General features: G+C 30.8%; 12 protein-coding genes. 5 read left to right on the plus strand and 7 right to left on the minus strand.

Annotated elements, in window-relative coordinates:
* Position 1: 1 nt before the first annotated feature.
* Complete coding sequence (locus tag E0E45_RS09950) at positions 2 to 901, minus strand: hypothetical protein (RefSeq protein WP_130891018.1); 900 nt, start codon at positions 899 to 901, stop codon at positions 2 to 4.
* A gap of 565 nt (positions 902 to 1,466) precedes the next feature.
* A complete protein-coding gene (locus tag E0E45_RS09955) occupies positions 1,467 to 2,279 on the minus strand; it encodes a MerR family transcriptional regulator (RefSeq protein ID WP_130891019.1) in 813 nt (270 codons plus the stop codon).
* 550 nt (positions 2,280 to 2,829) lie between these two features.
* Between E0E45_RS09955 and E0E45_RS09960 the strand changes: the two genes are divergently transcribed.
* Positions 2,830 to 4,536 (plus strand): DUF6138 family protein, encoded by a 1,707-nt coding sequence (locus tag E0E45_RS09960; protein ID WP_130891020.1) that lies wholly within the window; start codon positions 2,830 to 2,832, stop codon positions 4,534 to 4,536.
* Between the two features lie 132 nt (positions 4,537 to 4,668).
* Here E0E45_RS09960 and E0E45_RS09965 read toward each other — a convergent pair whose 3' ends face one another.
* From E0E45_RS09965 to E0E45_RS09985, 5 genes are all read right to left on the minus strand, one after another.
* Entirely contained in the window at positions 4,669 to 5,127 is a 459-nt protein-coding gene (locus E0E45_RS09965) for a fascin domain-containing protein (RefSeq protein ID WP_130891021.1), read from the minus strand.
* A 250-nt stretch (positions 5,128 to 5,377) separates the two neighbouring features.
* Positions 5,378 to 5,845, minus strand: coding sequence for a hypothetical protein (locus tag E0E45_RS09970; RefSeq protein WP_130891022.1), 468 nt, complete (start codon positions 5,843 to 5,845; stop codon positions 5,378 to 5,380).
* Positions 5,846 to 6,042: 197 nt separating this feature from the next.
* Entirely contained in the window at positions 6,043 to 7,026 is a 984-nt protein-coding gene (locus E0E45_RS09975; RefSeq protein ID WP_130891023.1) for a hypothetical protein, read from the minus strand.
* A gap of 169 nt (positions 7,027 to 7,195) precedes the next feature.
* Entirely contained in the window at positions 7,196 to 8,266 is a 1,071-nt protein-coding gene (locus E0E45_RS09980) for a M42 family metallopeptidase (RefSeq protein WP_130891024.1), read from the minus strand.
* Positions 8,267 to 8,298: 32 nt separating this feature from the next.
* Positions 8,299 to 9,825, minus strand: a complete 1,527-nt coding sequence (locus tag E0E45_RS09985; protein WP_130891025.1) for an ABC transporter substrate-binding protein — start codon at positions 9,823 to 9,825, stop codon at positions 8,299 to 8,301.
* 199 nt (positions 9,826 to 10,024) lie between these two features.
* On the opposite strand from E0E45_RS09985, the gene E0E45_RS09990 reads away from it, so the two are divergent.
* From E0E45_RS09990 to E0E45_RS10005, 4 genes are all read left to right on the plus strand, one after another.
* Entirely contained in the window at positions 10,025 to 11,077 is a 1,053-nt protein-coding gene (locus tag E0E45_RS09990) for an aldose epimerase family protein (RefSeq protein WP_130891026.1), read from the plus strand.
* A gap of 15 nt (positions 11,078 to 11,092) precedes the next feature.
* On the plus strand, positions 11,093 to 11,368 hold the full coding sequence (locus E0E45_RS09995) for a hypothetical protein (protein WP_130891027.1): 276 nt from the start codon (positions 11,093 to 11,095) through the stop codon (positions 11,366 to 11,368).
* Entirely contained in the window at positions 11,368 to 11,970 is a 603-nt protein-coding gene (locus tag E0E45_RS10000) for a lysine exporter LysO family protein (RefSeq protein ID WP_130891028.1), read from the plus strand. The genes E0E45_RS09995 and E0E45_RS10000 overlap by 1 nt, the downstream gene beginning before the upstream one ends.
* Before the next feature lie 668 nt (positions 11,971 to 12,638).
* A complete protein-coding gene (locus tag E0E45_RS10005; RefSeq protein WP_232044098.1) occupies positions 12,639 to 16,781 on the plus strand; it encodes an autotransporter outer membrane beta-barrel domain-containing protein in 4,143 nt (1,380 codons plus the stop codon).
* The last annotated feature ends 105 nt before the right edge of the window (positions 16,782 to 16,886 follow it).

Genomic DNA, 16,886 nt, shown 5'->3' on the forward strand with positions numbered 1-16,886 from the left:
CTTATTTTCCTCCATTTGCTCCATTGAGCAAGTCTTTTATAAAGTCCCCTGTAGTATTCTCATATGTTGGTCTTTCAAACTCTTTCTTGTTCTCATAAGTATTCTTTGTTCTATTTGCTTTATCTTTAAAATTTCCATTGAGAGCCTTTTTAAGATTTTCAATTTTAAATATTGCATTTATACTCATATTGTTTTTTACAAATTCAGATTGAGCCATCAATGTCAGTGCTTCATACAGCTTTGCAATTCCTAGCTCTCTATACCCCCTCAAGATAATATAGTTCTCTGGAGGATATTTAAAATTCGGCAGTCCTAAATCTCTGTATTTTTTTAATATGTCCTGTATCTCCATAGGAGTATCGCTTAATTTATCTTTTTCAAATTCTTCTTCCTGTTTTAGTTTATCATGAACTTTTTTATCTTCCCCTGTGTGTGTATTATTTATATCTTCTATTCTTTTATTATCTTCTAAATAAAGACTATCTTCTGATGGCTCTAAAAATTCGGGAACGGTTTTATCAGTAATGGTATTCTCGTCACTGATTTTTTGTTCATTGGTAAATTTTTCCATTTCTTCTATATTTTCAGGAGTGAATATTAATCTTTTCCCTTTAAATTTCCCCTTGTTTCTCTCTTCCACAAGCTGTATCACTTTTAGGTTTTCAAATATTTTTAATCCTTTGGGTATCCAATCTTTGCTTAAACTGCTATATTTAATTATTGTTTGAGTGTAGTATTTGATATCTTTCCCATTAAAATCACTGTAGATTTCTGTAAGAGTTAAATACAAATTTCTAAGTTTGTCATGTTCCTTTCCCTCATACTGACACCTTAGCAACCGCAGTATTTTTTTCTCCTGCCAGCAAAACGGCTGATTCTTTGTGCTTCTTTTGTTATCCATCTTTCACTCCTTCAAGTTTATATTAATATCTACTAATTTTTTATAACTAATACTTTTTTATAATCTTTTTAATTTTTAAACTTTTTGCAAATGTTACGATTCATATATTAGCATAACATTCTATTCTTGTATATAGCAGAATCAAGTTTTAAAATAAAGAACAGAATAAAATATATTCTATTTATTTATGATATATCTCTTAATCAATTTTATTTTGCTGATATTTTTAAAGCTTTTTTTAATGATTTTTTTATTTTTCTATTTTAAAAATTCGCTATTTTCGTCACAATTTCAAAAAATCCTATGATTTATTTTAATATTAAAGTTATCTTTTTATTAAAATCATCTGCCATAATAAAAAAAATCACCCACAAGGTGAATTTCCCTCATGGGTGACAATTTTTTTGTTAAAATATTTTTTTATTTATGTGAATTTAATCTCAATGGACTTCAAATATATATAAGCAAAAAAGAAATATCTAGTTATAATAAATCTCTCTCTACTTGGCACTATTCTAATTTAGATTATTTTACTATGTCTTTCTTAATATCATATTTTAATCTTTTATAATTTCCTTACAGGAATCTGTAATTCTGTTAACCATTCTTCTTTACTTTTTTTATTCCATATTCCATCTATGTAAACTTCTCTTACTTTATCAACACATTCATAATTATTCTTATTTATCCATGAAAAAAGGTAATTATATGCATCTCTTAAATTATTGTAATCTCCTTTATGTAATGTTGATACAACTAAAATACTTGGGAGCCTTTTAAATTTTATTGATTCTGTTTCTTTTCCAAATTTTGTTACAGCTTCACAATATTCAATACTAAAATTCTGCTCTTTATATTCATCATCTAAGTATTGAATAAAACAGTATTCTGGAATCATACATTTTAAATCTGGATTTGCTTCTATTACTTCTTTGCCTATCTGTGGAATAACTTTAAAATAATCATTATAATTTGCTATTGATAACTTTTTGTAATAAACAATACATTCAGGTGTATTTTTTATAGCTGCTTGATAATTCATAAAACCATCTCCTTTTATATTTTCATTAGAAAAATTGTTTAACCTTGTAAGTTGATCCACTAAACATGCTATTTCTTTTTCCAAGTTAATTTTTTTTCTATTTATTATTTGTTTGATATTATCATTATTTAAAATTGTAGAAATTTCAGATATAGAAAATCCCATTTGTTTTAAGCATAATATTTTATGAAGAGTATATAATTGCTCCGTTGTGTAGTATCTATAATTATTTTCTTTATTAATTATAGAGGGTTTTAATAATCCTACTTCATCATAATACCTTAATGCTTTTATAGTTGTTTTTGTTATTTGTGAAAACAAGCCTATTTTATACAAAATAAATCACCTCTTAAAAATTTTACACCATCCTGTAAGAGGAGAGTCAATAATAATTTTAATTATTCTTTAATATATATTTTCAACTGTAACTGTTGATACTTCATTACTAATAGCTACATTCATTTTATTTCCTGTTCTTAATCTAGAAAAAAATGTACAAAATAATTAGACTGTATATTCAATTTTTGAAAAATATTTTGAGGAAGCTCAGAATCTTGTAATATTCTATTTTAAAAGGCAAGTATATTATTAGAAAATAGTAGAAAAAATTTTCTTATAAATACTCAACTTATTTTTTATATAAATTCCAGATATACTATTATAAATTACCTGTAATTTTTAAAAATCTTTGAAGTAATTTTGTATTTCTATATTTTCAGATGAAAAATTTTCTCTAATCTTAATTTTTAAAGACTTTCAGCAACTATTAAGTGCGTAATTGAATATTCAGCTTTCTTGTATGCAATCACAGATTGTGATACAAGTTATTAAGACATCCCCATACAATATACATCTTTGGGCAGACAAAATATTGGAGAGTGATCAAATGGAAAATAAAGTAAAAACAGTAACAGATAAAATGATTGAGATTTTTGAATTTTATGAAAAAGAAATCAGAGAAGCTATAAAAAATGATGAAAGATTGCCAGAGGATAAATTTATGCCTGGCTGGTCAAAAGGAATTCATTTTTCTTGGTATCATCACAAAGCACAGCCTGAATATGATGCAAAGGAAAGTAATGAAATTACATGCTTCTTTGAATTTAATGGAATTCATGTATCTTATAATAGAATGAAGGAACAAATTGATATAGATTTAAAATTCTTGACAAGTGAAATTTTTAAAAATGAAATAGTTCCAACAATACAAAAATGGCTTCAGAATAAAGTAGATAATGAACCTTATGGGGGATTATACAATGCTGTCTTTGGAATTACTATGACATTAAGTGTTTCTCGTGATCCTCTTCCCACAGATGCTCCACATATGCAGGGACAAGTATGGGAACAAACTAGAATAACAGCTAAAGATGAAAAACGTCTAAATAAACGTAAAGAACTTATATACAACTTCATCAAAAATAAAGAATACAAAACTACTGATATCAGTGAAATAGATAATTCTCTAGTTCCTATATGCTCTGCTGCAGTACAGTATTTTCTTGAAGAATTTGGCAGAAACTATCTTATAGAATTTTTTACTGCTCTTATTGAACAAGCTAAAAAATCCAGATTCAGCAGTACTATGACTGATCTCATTTATGGTTTTGCCAATGGAGCTGCTATACTTACTCAGGTAGATGAAAGTCACACTCCTAATGAAGAGGAATTGGCTCTTGCCTGCTGGTTATCTATGATGATGCTGATACATGGAACTGATAAATATGAAAGACAATATGGACGAGATTATCTGAAAAAGGCTGGTGAACTAGGATACAAAGAAGCTAAAAACATATTAAAATTTGGAACAGGGCAGATTCCAGCTGATATAGTACAATATAAGGATAAATATGTAACTTGTTTAGGAAATGATATAGATAAAGTTATAGATCTCAAGATAAAAGAAGAGTGTGAAGAAGCATATAAAGCTATGATTGAATTTATAATTCGTTTAATAAAAGCTGGATTTCCTAATGAATACAGCATAAAATTCAATTCTAAAGTTAAGGAATTTCTTCCTATTCCTGATTTAAAAAAGACAAAAGCAAATATTTTCTGGAATAACTGTGCAAAGTATCCAGCACTTTACCCATTGATGAAAGAATATGCTGATACTATAATGGATTCATATGATTATTACAGCGATGCAGATAGTGAAGAAGCAGTTCCAGTAGGTGGATATGCGGTATTTGCTCTAGGGTTGGCTGATATTTCAAATGGTGACATAGTACAAAAATTTATGGAACAAAATGATTCTGAACACTCTATCAGTCCAAGCTGGTTTGTAGGAGAGTATATAGATAAATTCGGCATAACTCCTGAGAATATTCCTGTAGTTATTGCCTGTCTGACTAACTCAAATAATCATGGTTACAAAGGAGATAATTTTGCTGGATTAAATAATACTGATATTTTAAGTAAGTTTGTAGAAGAACTGGAAAATAGTGAAATCAGCAGTTATTCTATATATGAGCTTATAGAAAGCATATGGGGTGGAGAAGATGAATTGAAAGAAGTTATAGATGAAGCCAGTAGAGCAAATCAAGAATATCTTCAAAAAATTCTTGAACTCTCTGAAGAAGATGAAGATTAAATAATAATCATTTTCTATAGCAAAATAAATATTATAAGAGATTGTTTTAATATAGAAAAGAGTAGAGGTTAGTTCTCAATCTCTACTCTTACTCTATTTAATAATAATTTATTATTTAATTTTATTTTTTATTTAAGGAACTAAAATAACTTGAACTTTCTCTTTTGGAGTAATAGTTGTAGCATCTGTAGATAATTGTAAATATTTATCTGACATTCCTCCATTATTAACAAATGTAACATAATTTCCACTTGCTGTTCTTAAAGCATATTTTCCATTTTCAAGATAACATAATGTAAAACGCTCCCATTCACGAATCCAAACTGCATCTGTATGAACAGGGAAAGCATTTCCAGGATCTGTATTATTATTCGACTTGATTGATAAATATTTTCCAGAACCAGTTTTAATAGCTACATGTGTATCATCACATTTTTCAAAACTAAATTCTTCCCAAGGACCTATAGCTTTCGCATCAGTGTGAATACTCAATAAATTTTCTTTTTCTCCCATACCTCCACGATTTACAGCAGTTAAATATTTTCCACCTGAAATTGCAATTGCTACAGTTACTTCTTTCATAATTTTCATATTTAAACCTCCTTTTATATTTCTCTCAACAAAATAACCAGTTTTAACAACTCATTACTTCACATAAAATCCTTTAACATTACATTCTTTCTCCATAATTCATATTATACTCCTCTATTTTTTTATTTGCAAGCCTTTAATTCTTAATTTTTTAAACACATAAAAAAACATCTAAATTATTAAATATCATTCAATAATTTGGGTGTTTAAATTTTTTTAAATATTCTTTTATATTATTCTTTCAATAAAATTAAGATTCCCAGAATGGATCCACTTCAGTTTCTCCATAATAGTATCCACCATAGATAGTTGTTGACATATCCTCATCAATATCAGGCATAGTGTCTCCAATCCAATGATACACTTCACTATCTAATGAAAGGTATCCCTCTGAATGATTTCCAAAACATATATGTTTTATCAATTCCATACACTCATTAAAATTTTCACTTTTCGCTATGTAAAAAACACTCTCATCCTCTTTGCTGTTCAGCTCACTTCCATCACCTGTGGCAAATGCAAAAAGCTTCTCATCAACATCAGCAATAATAATCATCTCATTCAGCTCATCATCTTCATTCTGCATTTCTTTGAATTTTTCCAAAGCAATGTTTATATGCTTTGAAAGTTCAGGAACTAATTGCTCATTTCCTATCTCAAAAAAAAGTTTCCCCAATTCATTAATTGTTTTTTCAGCATACTTTTCCATAATATTCATAATTATACCTCCGCAAACGAATTTTATGTACTATAAATATGATAACATTTTTTTATAATTTTATATAGTTTTATTCTTATTCTCATCAGTTCAGATAAATAATAACTCCAATTTATTAATCTGTTTTTTTTAATAAAATTTTATTTCTAATCTCAAGTTATTTAAGCTGTTATGTTTAATATATTATTTCTTTTTTATTACTTATTAAAATATAAAATTTCAGGATTTTTCATACTTGTTTCAATAATACTAAATACAATTGGTAATAATAGATCATATAAAACTTTATGAATATTATCTAAATTTGTTTCATGAAATAATATATTTCTTTTTTCTCTTATTTTTTTTATATCTTTTGCTGTTATCAAAGTAATCTCTTCTGCATTTATAGCATTCCTTTTCTCTTTAATTTCATAAAAATACAAAGTATCTAACATGGCTAAATCTTTCATCTCCCCTTTGTAAAGTAATGGCATATTTCTATATAACTTTTTATTTTCATTATAATTATTTTTTAATATTTCTTTAAATTTTTTAGAATGATATATTAATTCAAAGAAACCAAAAAGTGTAACAAATTTTGCAATAGGATTTTTATATTTAATTGCTTCCATATATCTTTTTATAAGCATCAATTCATATGAAGTTTTAGAAATAGAAACATTACTTAAATTCTGTTGTGAAATCATTTCTATTTTTTCTATTTCACCAGCAAAATTCATACATTCTATTGTAAAAAGTTTATCTGTTTTTCCATAATATGTTTTATATCCAAGTGCTGGTACAAAATTAGGGAATCCTTCATGTTTATTATAACTTTTTTTTGACAATTCAAAATTTATTACCAAACAAATATTTTCTAATATGCTTTCTTTTATATCTTTAGAATATAAATTTTTCATTACTATTTCAATTTTATATTCAAAAAGCCTTTCCTTTTCTTTTTTTTGATTTGAAAGAACATCAGATATATAAATTTTTTGACAAAGACAATTACCTATATAAATATTATCATACTCAAAAAAATTTTCCCCTTCTAAATTAATGATATGGTAACTTTCTGATTTTTCATAATCACCATAACCTTTTTTAGAAATTATTTTTCCCTCTATTAAAATATATTTCATCTCTTTTACTTCTTCTTCATTTATTACTTTTTTTTCAATATTCTTTTCAAACATTTTTAGATCTCCTATTCAATAATTTTATATTATAGTGAATTTTTTAGAGTTAAAAAAATTACTACTTAAATTTTCTATTTAATTACTGGATAAAATAATTAGTCCATTTTTCATCTCTTAATTTAAAAATCACCCATAAGATAAATTTATCTCATGAGTGATTTTTTTATTAGAATGATTTTATTACATCTTTATTCAATTCTTTGATTACTTCTACAGCTAATGATATAGCTGCTGTTAAATCATCTATTGAGGCATATGAATAATGAGTATGAATATATCTAGTTGGAATTCCCAGCACAAGTACAGGAATACCAGTTTCAGAAATATGATATTTCCCTCCATTAGTTGATCCTTTTTCTCTTGCTATCATTTGGTATTTTATTCCCTTTTTATCAGCTATATCTCTTGCAAATTTTAATACTCTTGGATTAGATATCATAGCTCCATCTACAACTCTCAGCTGTACACCTTTTTTCAATGCTCCATGAGAAGCTGTTCCTTCCTTAAAACTGTCATCAGCAGGTGATCCCTCAAATACTATTGCAAAATCAGGCTTTACTCTATAAGCAGCTACCTGTGCTCCTCTCAATCCAACTTCTTCCTGTGAAGCAAATGCTCCCACTACATTGACATTTTTTATTCCATTATTTTTTACAGCCTTCAGAACTTCAATAGAAGCTGCACATCCAAGCCTGTTATCAAAAGCCTTTGCTCTCATTATACCTATTTTTTCATCATATACAAAACTTACATCTGGAACGATTGGATTTCCTACTTCTATTCCATAGAGTTCAACAGTTTCTTCATAACTGCTTGTTCCTATATCAATAGTAAGTTCTGACATTTTTGGAAGCCTATTTTTTTCTTCATCAGTCATAAAGTGAGGTGGTTTAGATGTAACTATTCCTTTGATATATTCTCCCTTATTATTTTTGATAACAACAGCACTGGCAGGAACATTTCCTACATGCCATCCCCCCAAAGTAAGGAAGCTGATAGACCCATTTCTATTAATATTTTCTACTATAAATCCTACTTCATCAGTATGACAATCTAATGCCACTGTTGGTATAGTTGTATCTCTTTCTTCAAGCCCCATATATAGATTATTTATTGAATCTCTTTCAGAACTTAGAAAATTTATCTCTTTTTTTATTTTTTCAATAACCTCATCTTCAAAACCGGGAGCTCCAAAAGTATTTGTCAGTTCCTCAATCATCTTAATAAGTTTTTTCATTTGATTATGCCTCCATCTTTAATTTTGCTGATTTATTTTTTAAAACTTAATTCATCAAAGTTAATGTAACTTGTTGCTTTTACCCCTTCTATTCCCTTTACAGCTGCTACTGTATTATTAGAATAGTACATAGGAATAACTGGTACATCATCATAAATTATTTCTGCAACTTGTTTGTATAATTCTTTTCTTTTATTTTGATCTACTTCTTTTTTAGCTTCATCCAATAATTTATCCATTGCTGGATTTACATATTGTGATCTGTTTCCTGCTCCACCTAATTGAGAACTGTGAAAATTAGGGTAGAATCCATAATCTCCATCATATGTAGATGGTCCCCATCCAAGTGTGAACATATCTAGATCTCCTCTACCTGTTGCAGCTAGGAAAGTTCCCCACTCTAGAGATTCAATAGATACATCTATCCCTACTTCTTTCAATTGAGCTTGAATTATTTCACACATTTGCATTCTTACAGGACTGTTGCTTACTCCAAGACTTAATTTAGTTCCTGTTAATCCTTTTTCTTGAATTATTCTCTTTGCCTCTTCTGGATTATATTCTAAAACTTTTGAATCAGGACTGTATCCAAATGTTCCTGGAGCTATGAAGCTGTTAGCTTTATCTACTGTTCCCATCATTATACTGTTGATAATGTCATCTCTGTTTATTGCCATTGCTATTGCTCTTCTTACATCTCTATCTTTTAAAACACCTTTATCTGTATTTATTCCTACATAGTTTACAGATATTCCGCTTGATTCAAGATAATTTATTTTATCTTTATTATCTAAAACTATTTTTCTTGATTCTGCACCAAGATCAGCAGTCATATCAATTTCACCAGTTTCAAGCCCTATAACTCTGCTGTTTTCTTCTGGTACTGCTCTTACTACTATATATTTTATAGCTGGTTCCCCTTTAAAATATTCAGGGAATGCTTCTAAAGTTATTCTGTCTCCTATTTTCCAGTCTTTATATTTATATGGACCAGTTCCAACAGGATTTTCAAAATATTTATTTCCTTTTTCAGCATAATATTTTTCACTTATTATAGATGCTGTCTTGTGGCTCAAGTGAGCTAATAACGGAGCAAAAGGCTCGCTAGTTATAATTTTTACTGTATTATCATCTACAACTTCTACATTACTTATTAACTTGTATAAATGTCCTACTTTTGGTAACTCTTTAGCTCTTTCAATAGTAAATTTTACATCATTTGCTGTAAATTTTTCCCCATTATGAAATTTTACATTTTCATTAAGATGGAATAAAAGAGTATTGTCATCTATTCTTTCCCAGCTTTTTGCCAGTCCAGGTACTATTTCTCCTGTCATCTCATCTACTTCTACAAGTCTGTCATAAAGTACATTTATTATTCTTTGAGAATACTGCTCTGTTGTATCTTGTGGATCTAAAGTTTTACATTCTGATATTTGGGCAAATACTAATGTATCCTTTGGTGCAGCAGCTGATTTTTCAGCTGTCTTACTTCCTCCACAGCTAACCAATAAAAAAGATAATAAACATGATAATAATATTAAAATTCTTTTCTTCATTAAATCCCCCTCTGTATAATATTCTTTTTCCCTTGTATTTTATATATACCACATTTTTTCAATAATAAAAATATTATATATATATGTATACGATTTATTTTATTTACTGTATTCATTTCTTAAAATCTTTTACTTATGCTTTTTATATCTATCTTTTATTCCTGTTTTATGTTAGAATAATGCTCAGAGGTGAGAATAAATGGAATTAACAGTTAGAAATTGGGGCAAAACAAAATTTGATGAAACAGTGAAATTATATACTCTTAAAAATGATTTTTTAGAAGTAGAAATTCTCAATTATGGGGGAATTATAAGGAAAATTTCTTTTCCAGATAAAAATGGAAAGATTGAAAATATAGTCTTAAATCTAAGCAATATCTCTGATTATGAAGAAAGATCTCCTTACTTTGGAGCTATTGTTGGAAGAAATGCTGGAAGAATATCAAATGCTGAACTAAAAATAAAAGATACTATATACAAACTTAATGCTAACAGTGGCAAAAATAATATTCATGGTGGAATAAATAATTTCAGTCATAAAATATGGAATTCCAGAGAAATAAAAGGAGATGACTTTATTGGTTTAGAACTCACACTTAAAAGTCCTCACTTAGAAGAGGGATTTCCAGGAAATATTTCTGTCACTGTAAAATATATATTAAAGAATGATGAGCTATCCCTTGAATATTATGGAACTACTGATAGAGAAACATATATAAATCTTACCAATCATTCATATTTTAATTTAAGTGGAGATTTTAAAAGAACTATATCTGATGAATATCTAAAACTAAACTCTAGCACTTTTATAGCTGTAGATGAGGCTACTCTTCCAGTAAAAATATCTGAAGTAAATGATACTTCTTTTGATTTTCGTGAATTTTCTCTTTTAAAAACTTCTCTTGATTCTGACGATTCTCAAATCAGAATTGTAAATAATGGATTAGACCATCCTTTTATTTTAGATGAAAATAAAGATGTTCCTGCTGCTCAGCTGAAAGATGATATCTCTGGAAGAATGATGAAGGTATTTACTGACCAGCCTGCAGTTGTTATATACACTGGAAACTATCTTCACGAAATAGGAAAACTTTCAGATAGTTCAGATTGTAAAAAACATATGGGTATCTGCTTTGAGACACAGGATTATCCTAATGTTTTAAGATTCCTTCCTGAAAAAGGAAAAATCTATACGCCATTAAATCCTTATATTCAAAAAACTATTTTTAAATTTTTAATAAATAAAAATTAATAAAGGGGGAATTTTATGCATGACATCATATTGTATATTCTTATAATCTCTGTAGGTTATTTTATAACTAAAAAAGGTTGGATTCCTAAAATTATTGATAAGAAAGTTGGGCTTCTTCAAACTTTATCTCTATTTTTCCTGCTTGGAGTAATGGGATATAAAATAGGTTCAGATGATAAAATTATTGCTAATTTCCATATACTAGGATTAGAATCTATCATAGTAGCAGGATGTGCAGTATTGGGCAGTATACTTCTGACTCATATCTTTTACAGAGGAGGGGATAAATAATGCTTGGAATAGCTTTATCCGTTATTATAGGAGGTCTTCTTGGATTTTTCTGTAAAAGCCCCCTTATATTAGCTCATGCTGACAATCTTATTAAGTTTGGATTGTGTCTTCTTTTATTCTTTGTTGGAATAGACATAGGAAAAAATCAAAGTGTATTTGAGCAGTTGAAAACTTTAAATAAAAAAGTATTATTACTGCCTTTTATTACAATAATCGGTTCTTTACTTGGAGGAGTTCTTGCCTCTTTTATTACAACTCTTTCTTTAGGAGAGGGAGTCGCAGTAAGTTCTGGTATGGGGTGGTATTCATTTTCTGCTATAGAACTTTCTAAAATAAATGCTCAATTAGGTGGAACCGCCTTTCTTTCAAATGTATTCAGAGAACTTTTGGCAATATTTACAATCCCATTTATAGCTGCTAAAATTGGATCATTTCAATCAGTGTCATCTGCTGGAGCTACTGCAATGGATTCTGTGCTTCCTGTTATAAACAGAAGCAATCCCCCTGACATATCTATAATAGCTTTTTATTCAGGTCTTGTAATCACAATAGTTGTTCCTATTTTGGTTCCAGCTGTTGTAGCAATATTCAATTTAAGTTAAAATTTTAAAGCAACTATATAAAAAATAATCATTCAGCTTAATACAAACAGTCATTAAAAATAAAATTAATGACTGTTTTTTATTTTGTAATAAATTAAAATTTCATAACAGAATTAAAAAATATAAAAATAAAATTATTTTCGTTTGTTATATATACATTTATAATACAATAAGATCAATAATATATAAACTTAGTTTTAAATTCAAGGTCTTTATAAGTTGTAGTAAACAATAAATACCAAATATATATTTTAAATTTAATTGTACATTTTAAAGGAATGTAAATCATTTCATTGTATACTCATTATAATATAAAAAAAAATATTGTTTATATAGCTCAATTGCTAAAAAAGTTGACTTTAATTTTTTTATGTTAGCTTTAATGTATATAAAATTATGAGGTGATTAAAATAATGTCAGAAAATTCTGTAAGAAAAAATAAAATGAAAAAGAAAATCTTATCTCCACTGCTCACAGTAGGTATCATGTCCCTTTGCATATCTTTAGAAGATGCTTGGGCCAGCAGCCCTGTTGAATATGTGGGAACAGTCAACCTCCCTGCTTCCATTGGTACAGGTCCAGGAAATACAAACAATGATTGGACAGTGACTATTGGTAATGGCAGTACCCCAACTAAAGTGACACAGGATGGTAAAACGGTTATTAGTGTGAACGATAGTGCCAATATCACAGTCAAAGGTGATGCCACTGTAGAAGGAAACAGCTCTCCTTATAATAATGGTCATTTTGGCAGTGGTCCTAATGTCATTGAGTTTAATAGCAACTCTACATTGAATATTGAGGCTGGAGGTACTGTGCAGCAACTAGGTACTACTAACAATGGAGAAGCCATCAATGCACATGGATTTGGCAATACCATTAACAATTATGGAACTATTCACAGCAACAATGGAGCAGCCTTATGGTTTCAGGATGTCAGCACTTCTAGTTCAAAAAATGATAGAAATAAGGTTGTAAATCATGGAACTATCTCCACAAGTAAGGGCGATGGTTACAATGTGTTTGGCAGCAGCCGTGGCAGTGGCGGTCCAGGTTTGGTATTTGAAAATTATGGAACTGTTAAGGGATCTCTGAAATTTGGTAATGGTGATGACAGTCTGCTTTTTGGCCCTGGCTCAAAGATTACTGGTAACGTTGATGGTGGGGGTGGAACAAATGATTTGACTTTGGATGCTAATTTAGGGGAGTCAGCTACATTGGGTGGTTCAGTTCTGAACTTTTCATCCCTCACAAAAAAAGGTGAAGGAGCATGGGCTATTCTTGGTGGTGTTCCCACAATTCCAGGCGATCTACATCCATCATCACCTGTCAATGGTTCATTGACAGGAGTAAAGTCTATATTTATTGAAAATGGCCTGTTATCATTGGTGGGAGCCAACCCAGACTTTAAGGGAACTATTGAGATTGATGCTCCAGGTATACTGGATGTTCAAGCTCAAGGAATAAACAATGCTACTAGTATGACAAATAATGGTATTCTAATTTTTGACCAGCCTATAAATGACAACTATACTGGCAGTGCCATAACTGGAACTGGACAGGTTGTTAAAAATGGTACTGGTTCTTTGACTATGGCTTCTAAGGATGATAATACATACAGTGGAGGAACACTAATCAATGAAGGTGCTCTTGTTGTGGATAAAGACAGCGATCTTGGAGCCACATCTGGCAGTATAACACTTGGTGTAGATAATACATTAGGAGGTACTAATGGAATATTGCGTTTTGATGCTGATTTTGATCTAGCAGATACCCGAGTAATTACTTTGGAGGAAGGTGGTGGAACCATTGATACTCAAGGATATACTACCAATATTGGTCAAAGCATTTCAGGTGCTGGAACTTTGACAAAGGCTGGTTCAGGTATTTTGAATTTGAATGGTGCTAACAGCTACATTGGTGGTACTGTACTTGAAGAAGGAGTGTTAGGTATAAACTCAGACTCAGCTTTAGGAAACAGCAGCAGCCGTTTGGTAATGTATGATGCTACAACACTTCAACTCAATGGAAATGTTGATTCAAATCGACTTGTTACTCTAGCTGGTGGGCCATCAAGTATGATGACAATTAATACACAGGCTAATAATGGTACTTTTAATGGTAATATAGATGGACTGGGAGGCCTTGTAAAAACAGGCAGCGGTACACTGTCTCTCTATGGAAATAATCTATATCAAGGTGTAACTGTACTTGAAGAAGGGGTATTAGGTATTAACTCAGATTCAGCTTTAGGAAACAGCAGCAGCCGTTTGGTAATGTATGATGCTACAATACTTCAGCTCAATGGAAATGTTGATTCAAACCGACTTGTTACTCTAGCTGGTGGGCCATCAAGTATGATGACAATTGATACACAGGCTAATAATGGTACTTTTAATGGTAATATAGATGGACTGGGAGGCCTTGTAAAAACAGGTAGCGGTACACTGTCTCTCTATGGAAATAATCTATACCAAGGTGGTACACAGGTTAAAAAAGGAACACTAGCAATTAATTCTGATGCTTCTCTTGGTGGGGCTACTGGCTCACTTGAATTGGAGAACAATACTACTTTGAAGCTGGATGGCAACGCCTATATGAACTCAAGACCTGTGATCATTGGTAGTAGTAATGCATCATCACAATCAGTGACTATTGATACACAAGGATATACAGGAATTATTTCACAAACTATTGAGCAAAGTACAGGTGGAGAAACTAAATTAATCAAAACTGGTACTGGTACATTGGGATTGTATGGCAATAATACTTATGCTGGAGGTACATGGATAAAGAATGGTACAGCAGCAATTACATCTCCCCTTAGCTTGGGAAAAGGTGATATGGTGCAGCTAGGAGATAGTGGAAGTGGAAGTACACAAGGTACTTTACGTGCTGATGCTGATATTGATTTCAGAGGTTCTGGAAAATCCATCATTTTGAACGAAGGTGGTGGTACAATCAATACTAATGGAAATATTGTTACATTAGATGAAAATTCTCTTAAAGATGGTATTGCAGGAACTGCTCCTGATGTAGGAAGAGATCTGCATAAAACAGGTGCAGGAGTCTTAACATTGCTTGATAATCAGTATTATTCTGGCCGTACTTTTATTGATCAGGGAATCTTACGCCTAGATGCTGTTGATCCCAGCACACCTTTGAATAATTCCAAGGGCTTGTTGAATACTCCAGAAGTGACTATTGCTACTGGAGCGAGATTAGAGGGACAAGGGATTGTAGGAAATTCCATGAGTGTAAATCCTCCAGCTGCAAACTTAACAACTATTATTAACAATGGTACTATTGCTCCAGGTCTTGAGCGTTTCAATAATACTTTTGATAGTACAGATTCACAATTTGTACCTCTGACTCTGGCAGGTAACTACAAAGCTGGAAAGGATGCTGTAGTGGAGATTCATACTGAACTTCTGGATGATGTATCCAACCATGGCTCATTAACTATTGATGGTGTAATTGATCCCGCTTCAGACAAAAGCGGAACTGGCGTAGTTGTCATTCATCAGGGTGGAAATGGTGCAACTACGAACCATGGTATTGAGATAATCCGCCTACGTGGGAATAACTCTGGAACTACTCAGACTGATTTAATCAAACAGCTTGATGAAAATTTCCACCTTGTTACTGACTTCAAGACAAATAAAGGTCAAAATGCAGTTGTAGCTGGTGCTTACAGCTATATTATGGAGAGTGACAAAGATTGGTATGGTGATCTTAACAACCAGGCAGGACTCTTTTTACGTAATGCTACTAACAGTGATGGTTCTCGGGTACTCCATCCAGCAACACCACTTTATGAGTCATATTCATTGATTCTGGGCAGCCTTAATAAGCTGCCTACACTGGAACAACGGGTTGGTCATCGTCCTTGGCTGAATGATAAAAATGGATATGAAGCAGGTTATGACCGAGGTAAAACTGATGGTTCTCCACAAAATGTCTGGATGCGTGTAGAAGGGATGAAGGGCTATTATGAACCAGATCTAGATTCAAACAAGGGCAGTACAAGTTCTTATAGACTTCGTTTCAGCAGAGTTAATGTTGGTGTGGATACGCCTATCTATGAAAATGCTGATGGTTCTCGTTTAATTGCTGGAATCAATGGTAATATGAGTAAAGCTTGGTCTGACATAGACTCTATACATGGCAGTGGAGATATAACTACTTCTGGATATGGACTTGGAGCTACTTTGACTTGGTATAACCACAATGGTTTTTATACTGATGCTCAAGCTTGGCATAATTGGTATAAAAGTGATATTGACTCTAACACAATCACTACAGACTTAGACCAAGTAAAAGGAAATCATGCTAAAGGATATGCATTAAGTCTTGAAGTAGGACGTATTTTTGACCTTAATCAACATTGGTCACTGACACCTCAAGCTCAGATTGCTTATTCACGTGTCAATTTTGATAGTTTTACTGATCTCCAAAACAGCGTGATTATAAATGAAAAAGATTATATTGGACTGGAAGGAAGACTTGGTCTAGCTCTTAATTATGAAAAGAGCCACCTAGATTCTTCTGGTAAAATCAAACGTAACAAGCTGTATATTTTAGGAAACATTCATCAAGAGTTCAAAGGTGACTCCACTGTCAGTGTTTCTGGTGTAGACTATGAAAGCAAAATGAATAACACTTGGGTGAGTGTAGGTGTTGGTGGATCACACAATTGGAATAATGATAAATATTCCATATATGGTGAATTAAGTTTAGCCAGCAGTACAAAAAAATTTGGTGAAGAATATGAAGTAGCTGGTGAAATAGGCCTGCGTATAGCTTTTTAGATTTTAAGAAATAATATGTTATTTCTTCTAGATATATTGCAAAATAATTAGTTGTAATATGGTGGATAATATATGAATTTATGACCTCGTTCTTTTAGAGAACGA

Source organism: Fusobacterium ulcerans ATCC 49185 (assembly GCF_900683735.1).
GTDB classification, from domain to species: Bacteria; Fusobacteriota; Fusobacteriia; order Fusobacteriales; family Fusobacteriaceae; genus Fusobacterium_A; species Fusobacterium_A ulcerans_A.

Excerpts from the sequence above, each read along its gene's own strand:
- E0E45_RS09965 (WP_130891021.1), bottom strand. The coding sequence starts at position 5,127 with ATGAAAATTATGAAAGAAGTAACTGTAGCAATTGCAATTTCAGGTGGA.
- E0E45_RS09990 (WP_130891026.1), top strand. The coding sequence starts at position 10,025 with ATGGAATTAACAGTTAGAAATTGGGGCAAAACAAAATTTGATGAAACA.
- E0E45_RS09950 (WP_130891018.1), bottom strand. The coding sequence starts at position 901 with ATGGATAACAAAAGAAGCACAAAGAATCAGCCGTTTTGCTGGCAGGAG.
- E0E45_RS09980 (WP_130891024.1), bottom strand. The coding sequence starts at position 8,266 with ATGAAAAAACTTATTAAGATGATTGAGGAACTGACAAATACTTTTGGA.
- E0E45_RS09960 (WP_130891020.1), top strand. The coding sequence starts at position 2,830 with ATGGAAAATAAAGTAAAAACAGTAACAGATAAAATGATTGAGATTTTT.
- E0E45_RS09995 (WP_130891027.1), top strand. The coding sequence starts at position 11,093 with ATGCATGACATCATATTGTATATTCTTATAATCTCTGTAGGTTATTTT.
- E0E45_RS10000 (WP_130891028.1), top strand. The coding sequence starts at position 11,368 with ATGCTTGGAATAGCTTTATCCGTTATTATAGGAGGTCTTCTTGGATTT.
- E0E45_RS09970 (WP_130891022.1), bottom strand. The coding sequence starts at position 5,845 with ATGAATATTATGGAAAAGTATGCTGAAAAAACAATTAATGAATTGGGG.
- E0E45_RS09975 (WP_130891023.1), bottom strand. The coding sequence starts at position 7,026 with ATGTTTGAAAAGAATATTGAAAAAAAAGTAATAAATGAAGAAGAAGTA.
- E0E45_RS09985 (WP_130891025.1), bottom strand. The coding sequence starts at position 9,825 with ATGAAGAAAAGAATTTTAATATTATTATCATGTTTATTATCTTTTTTA.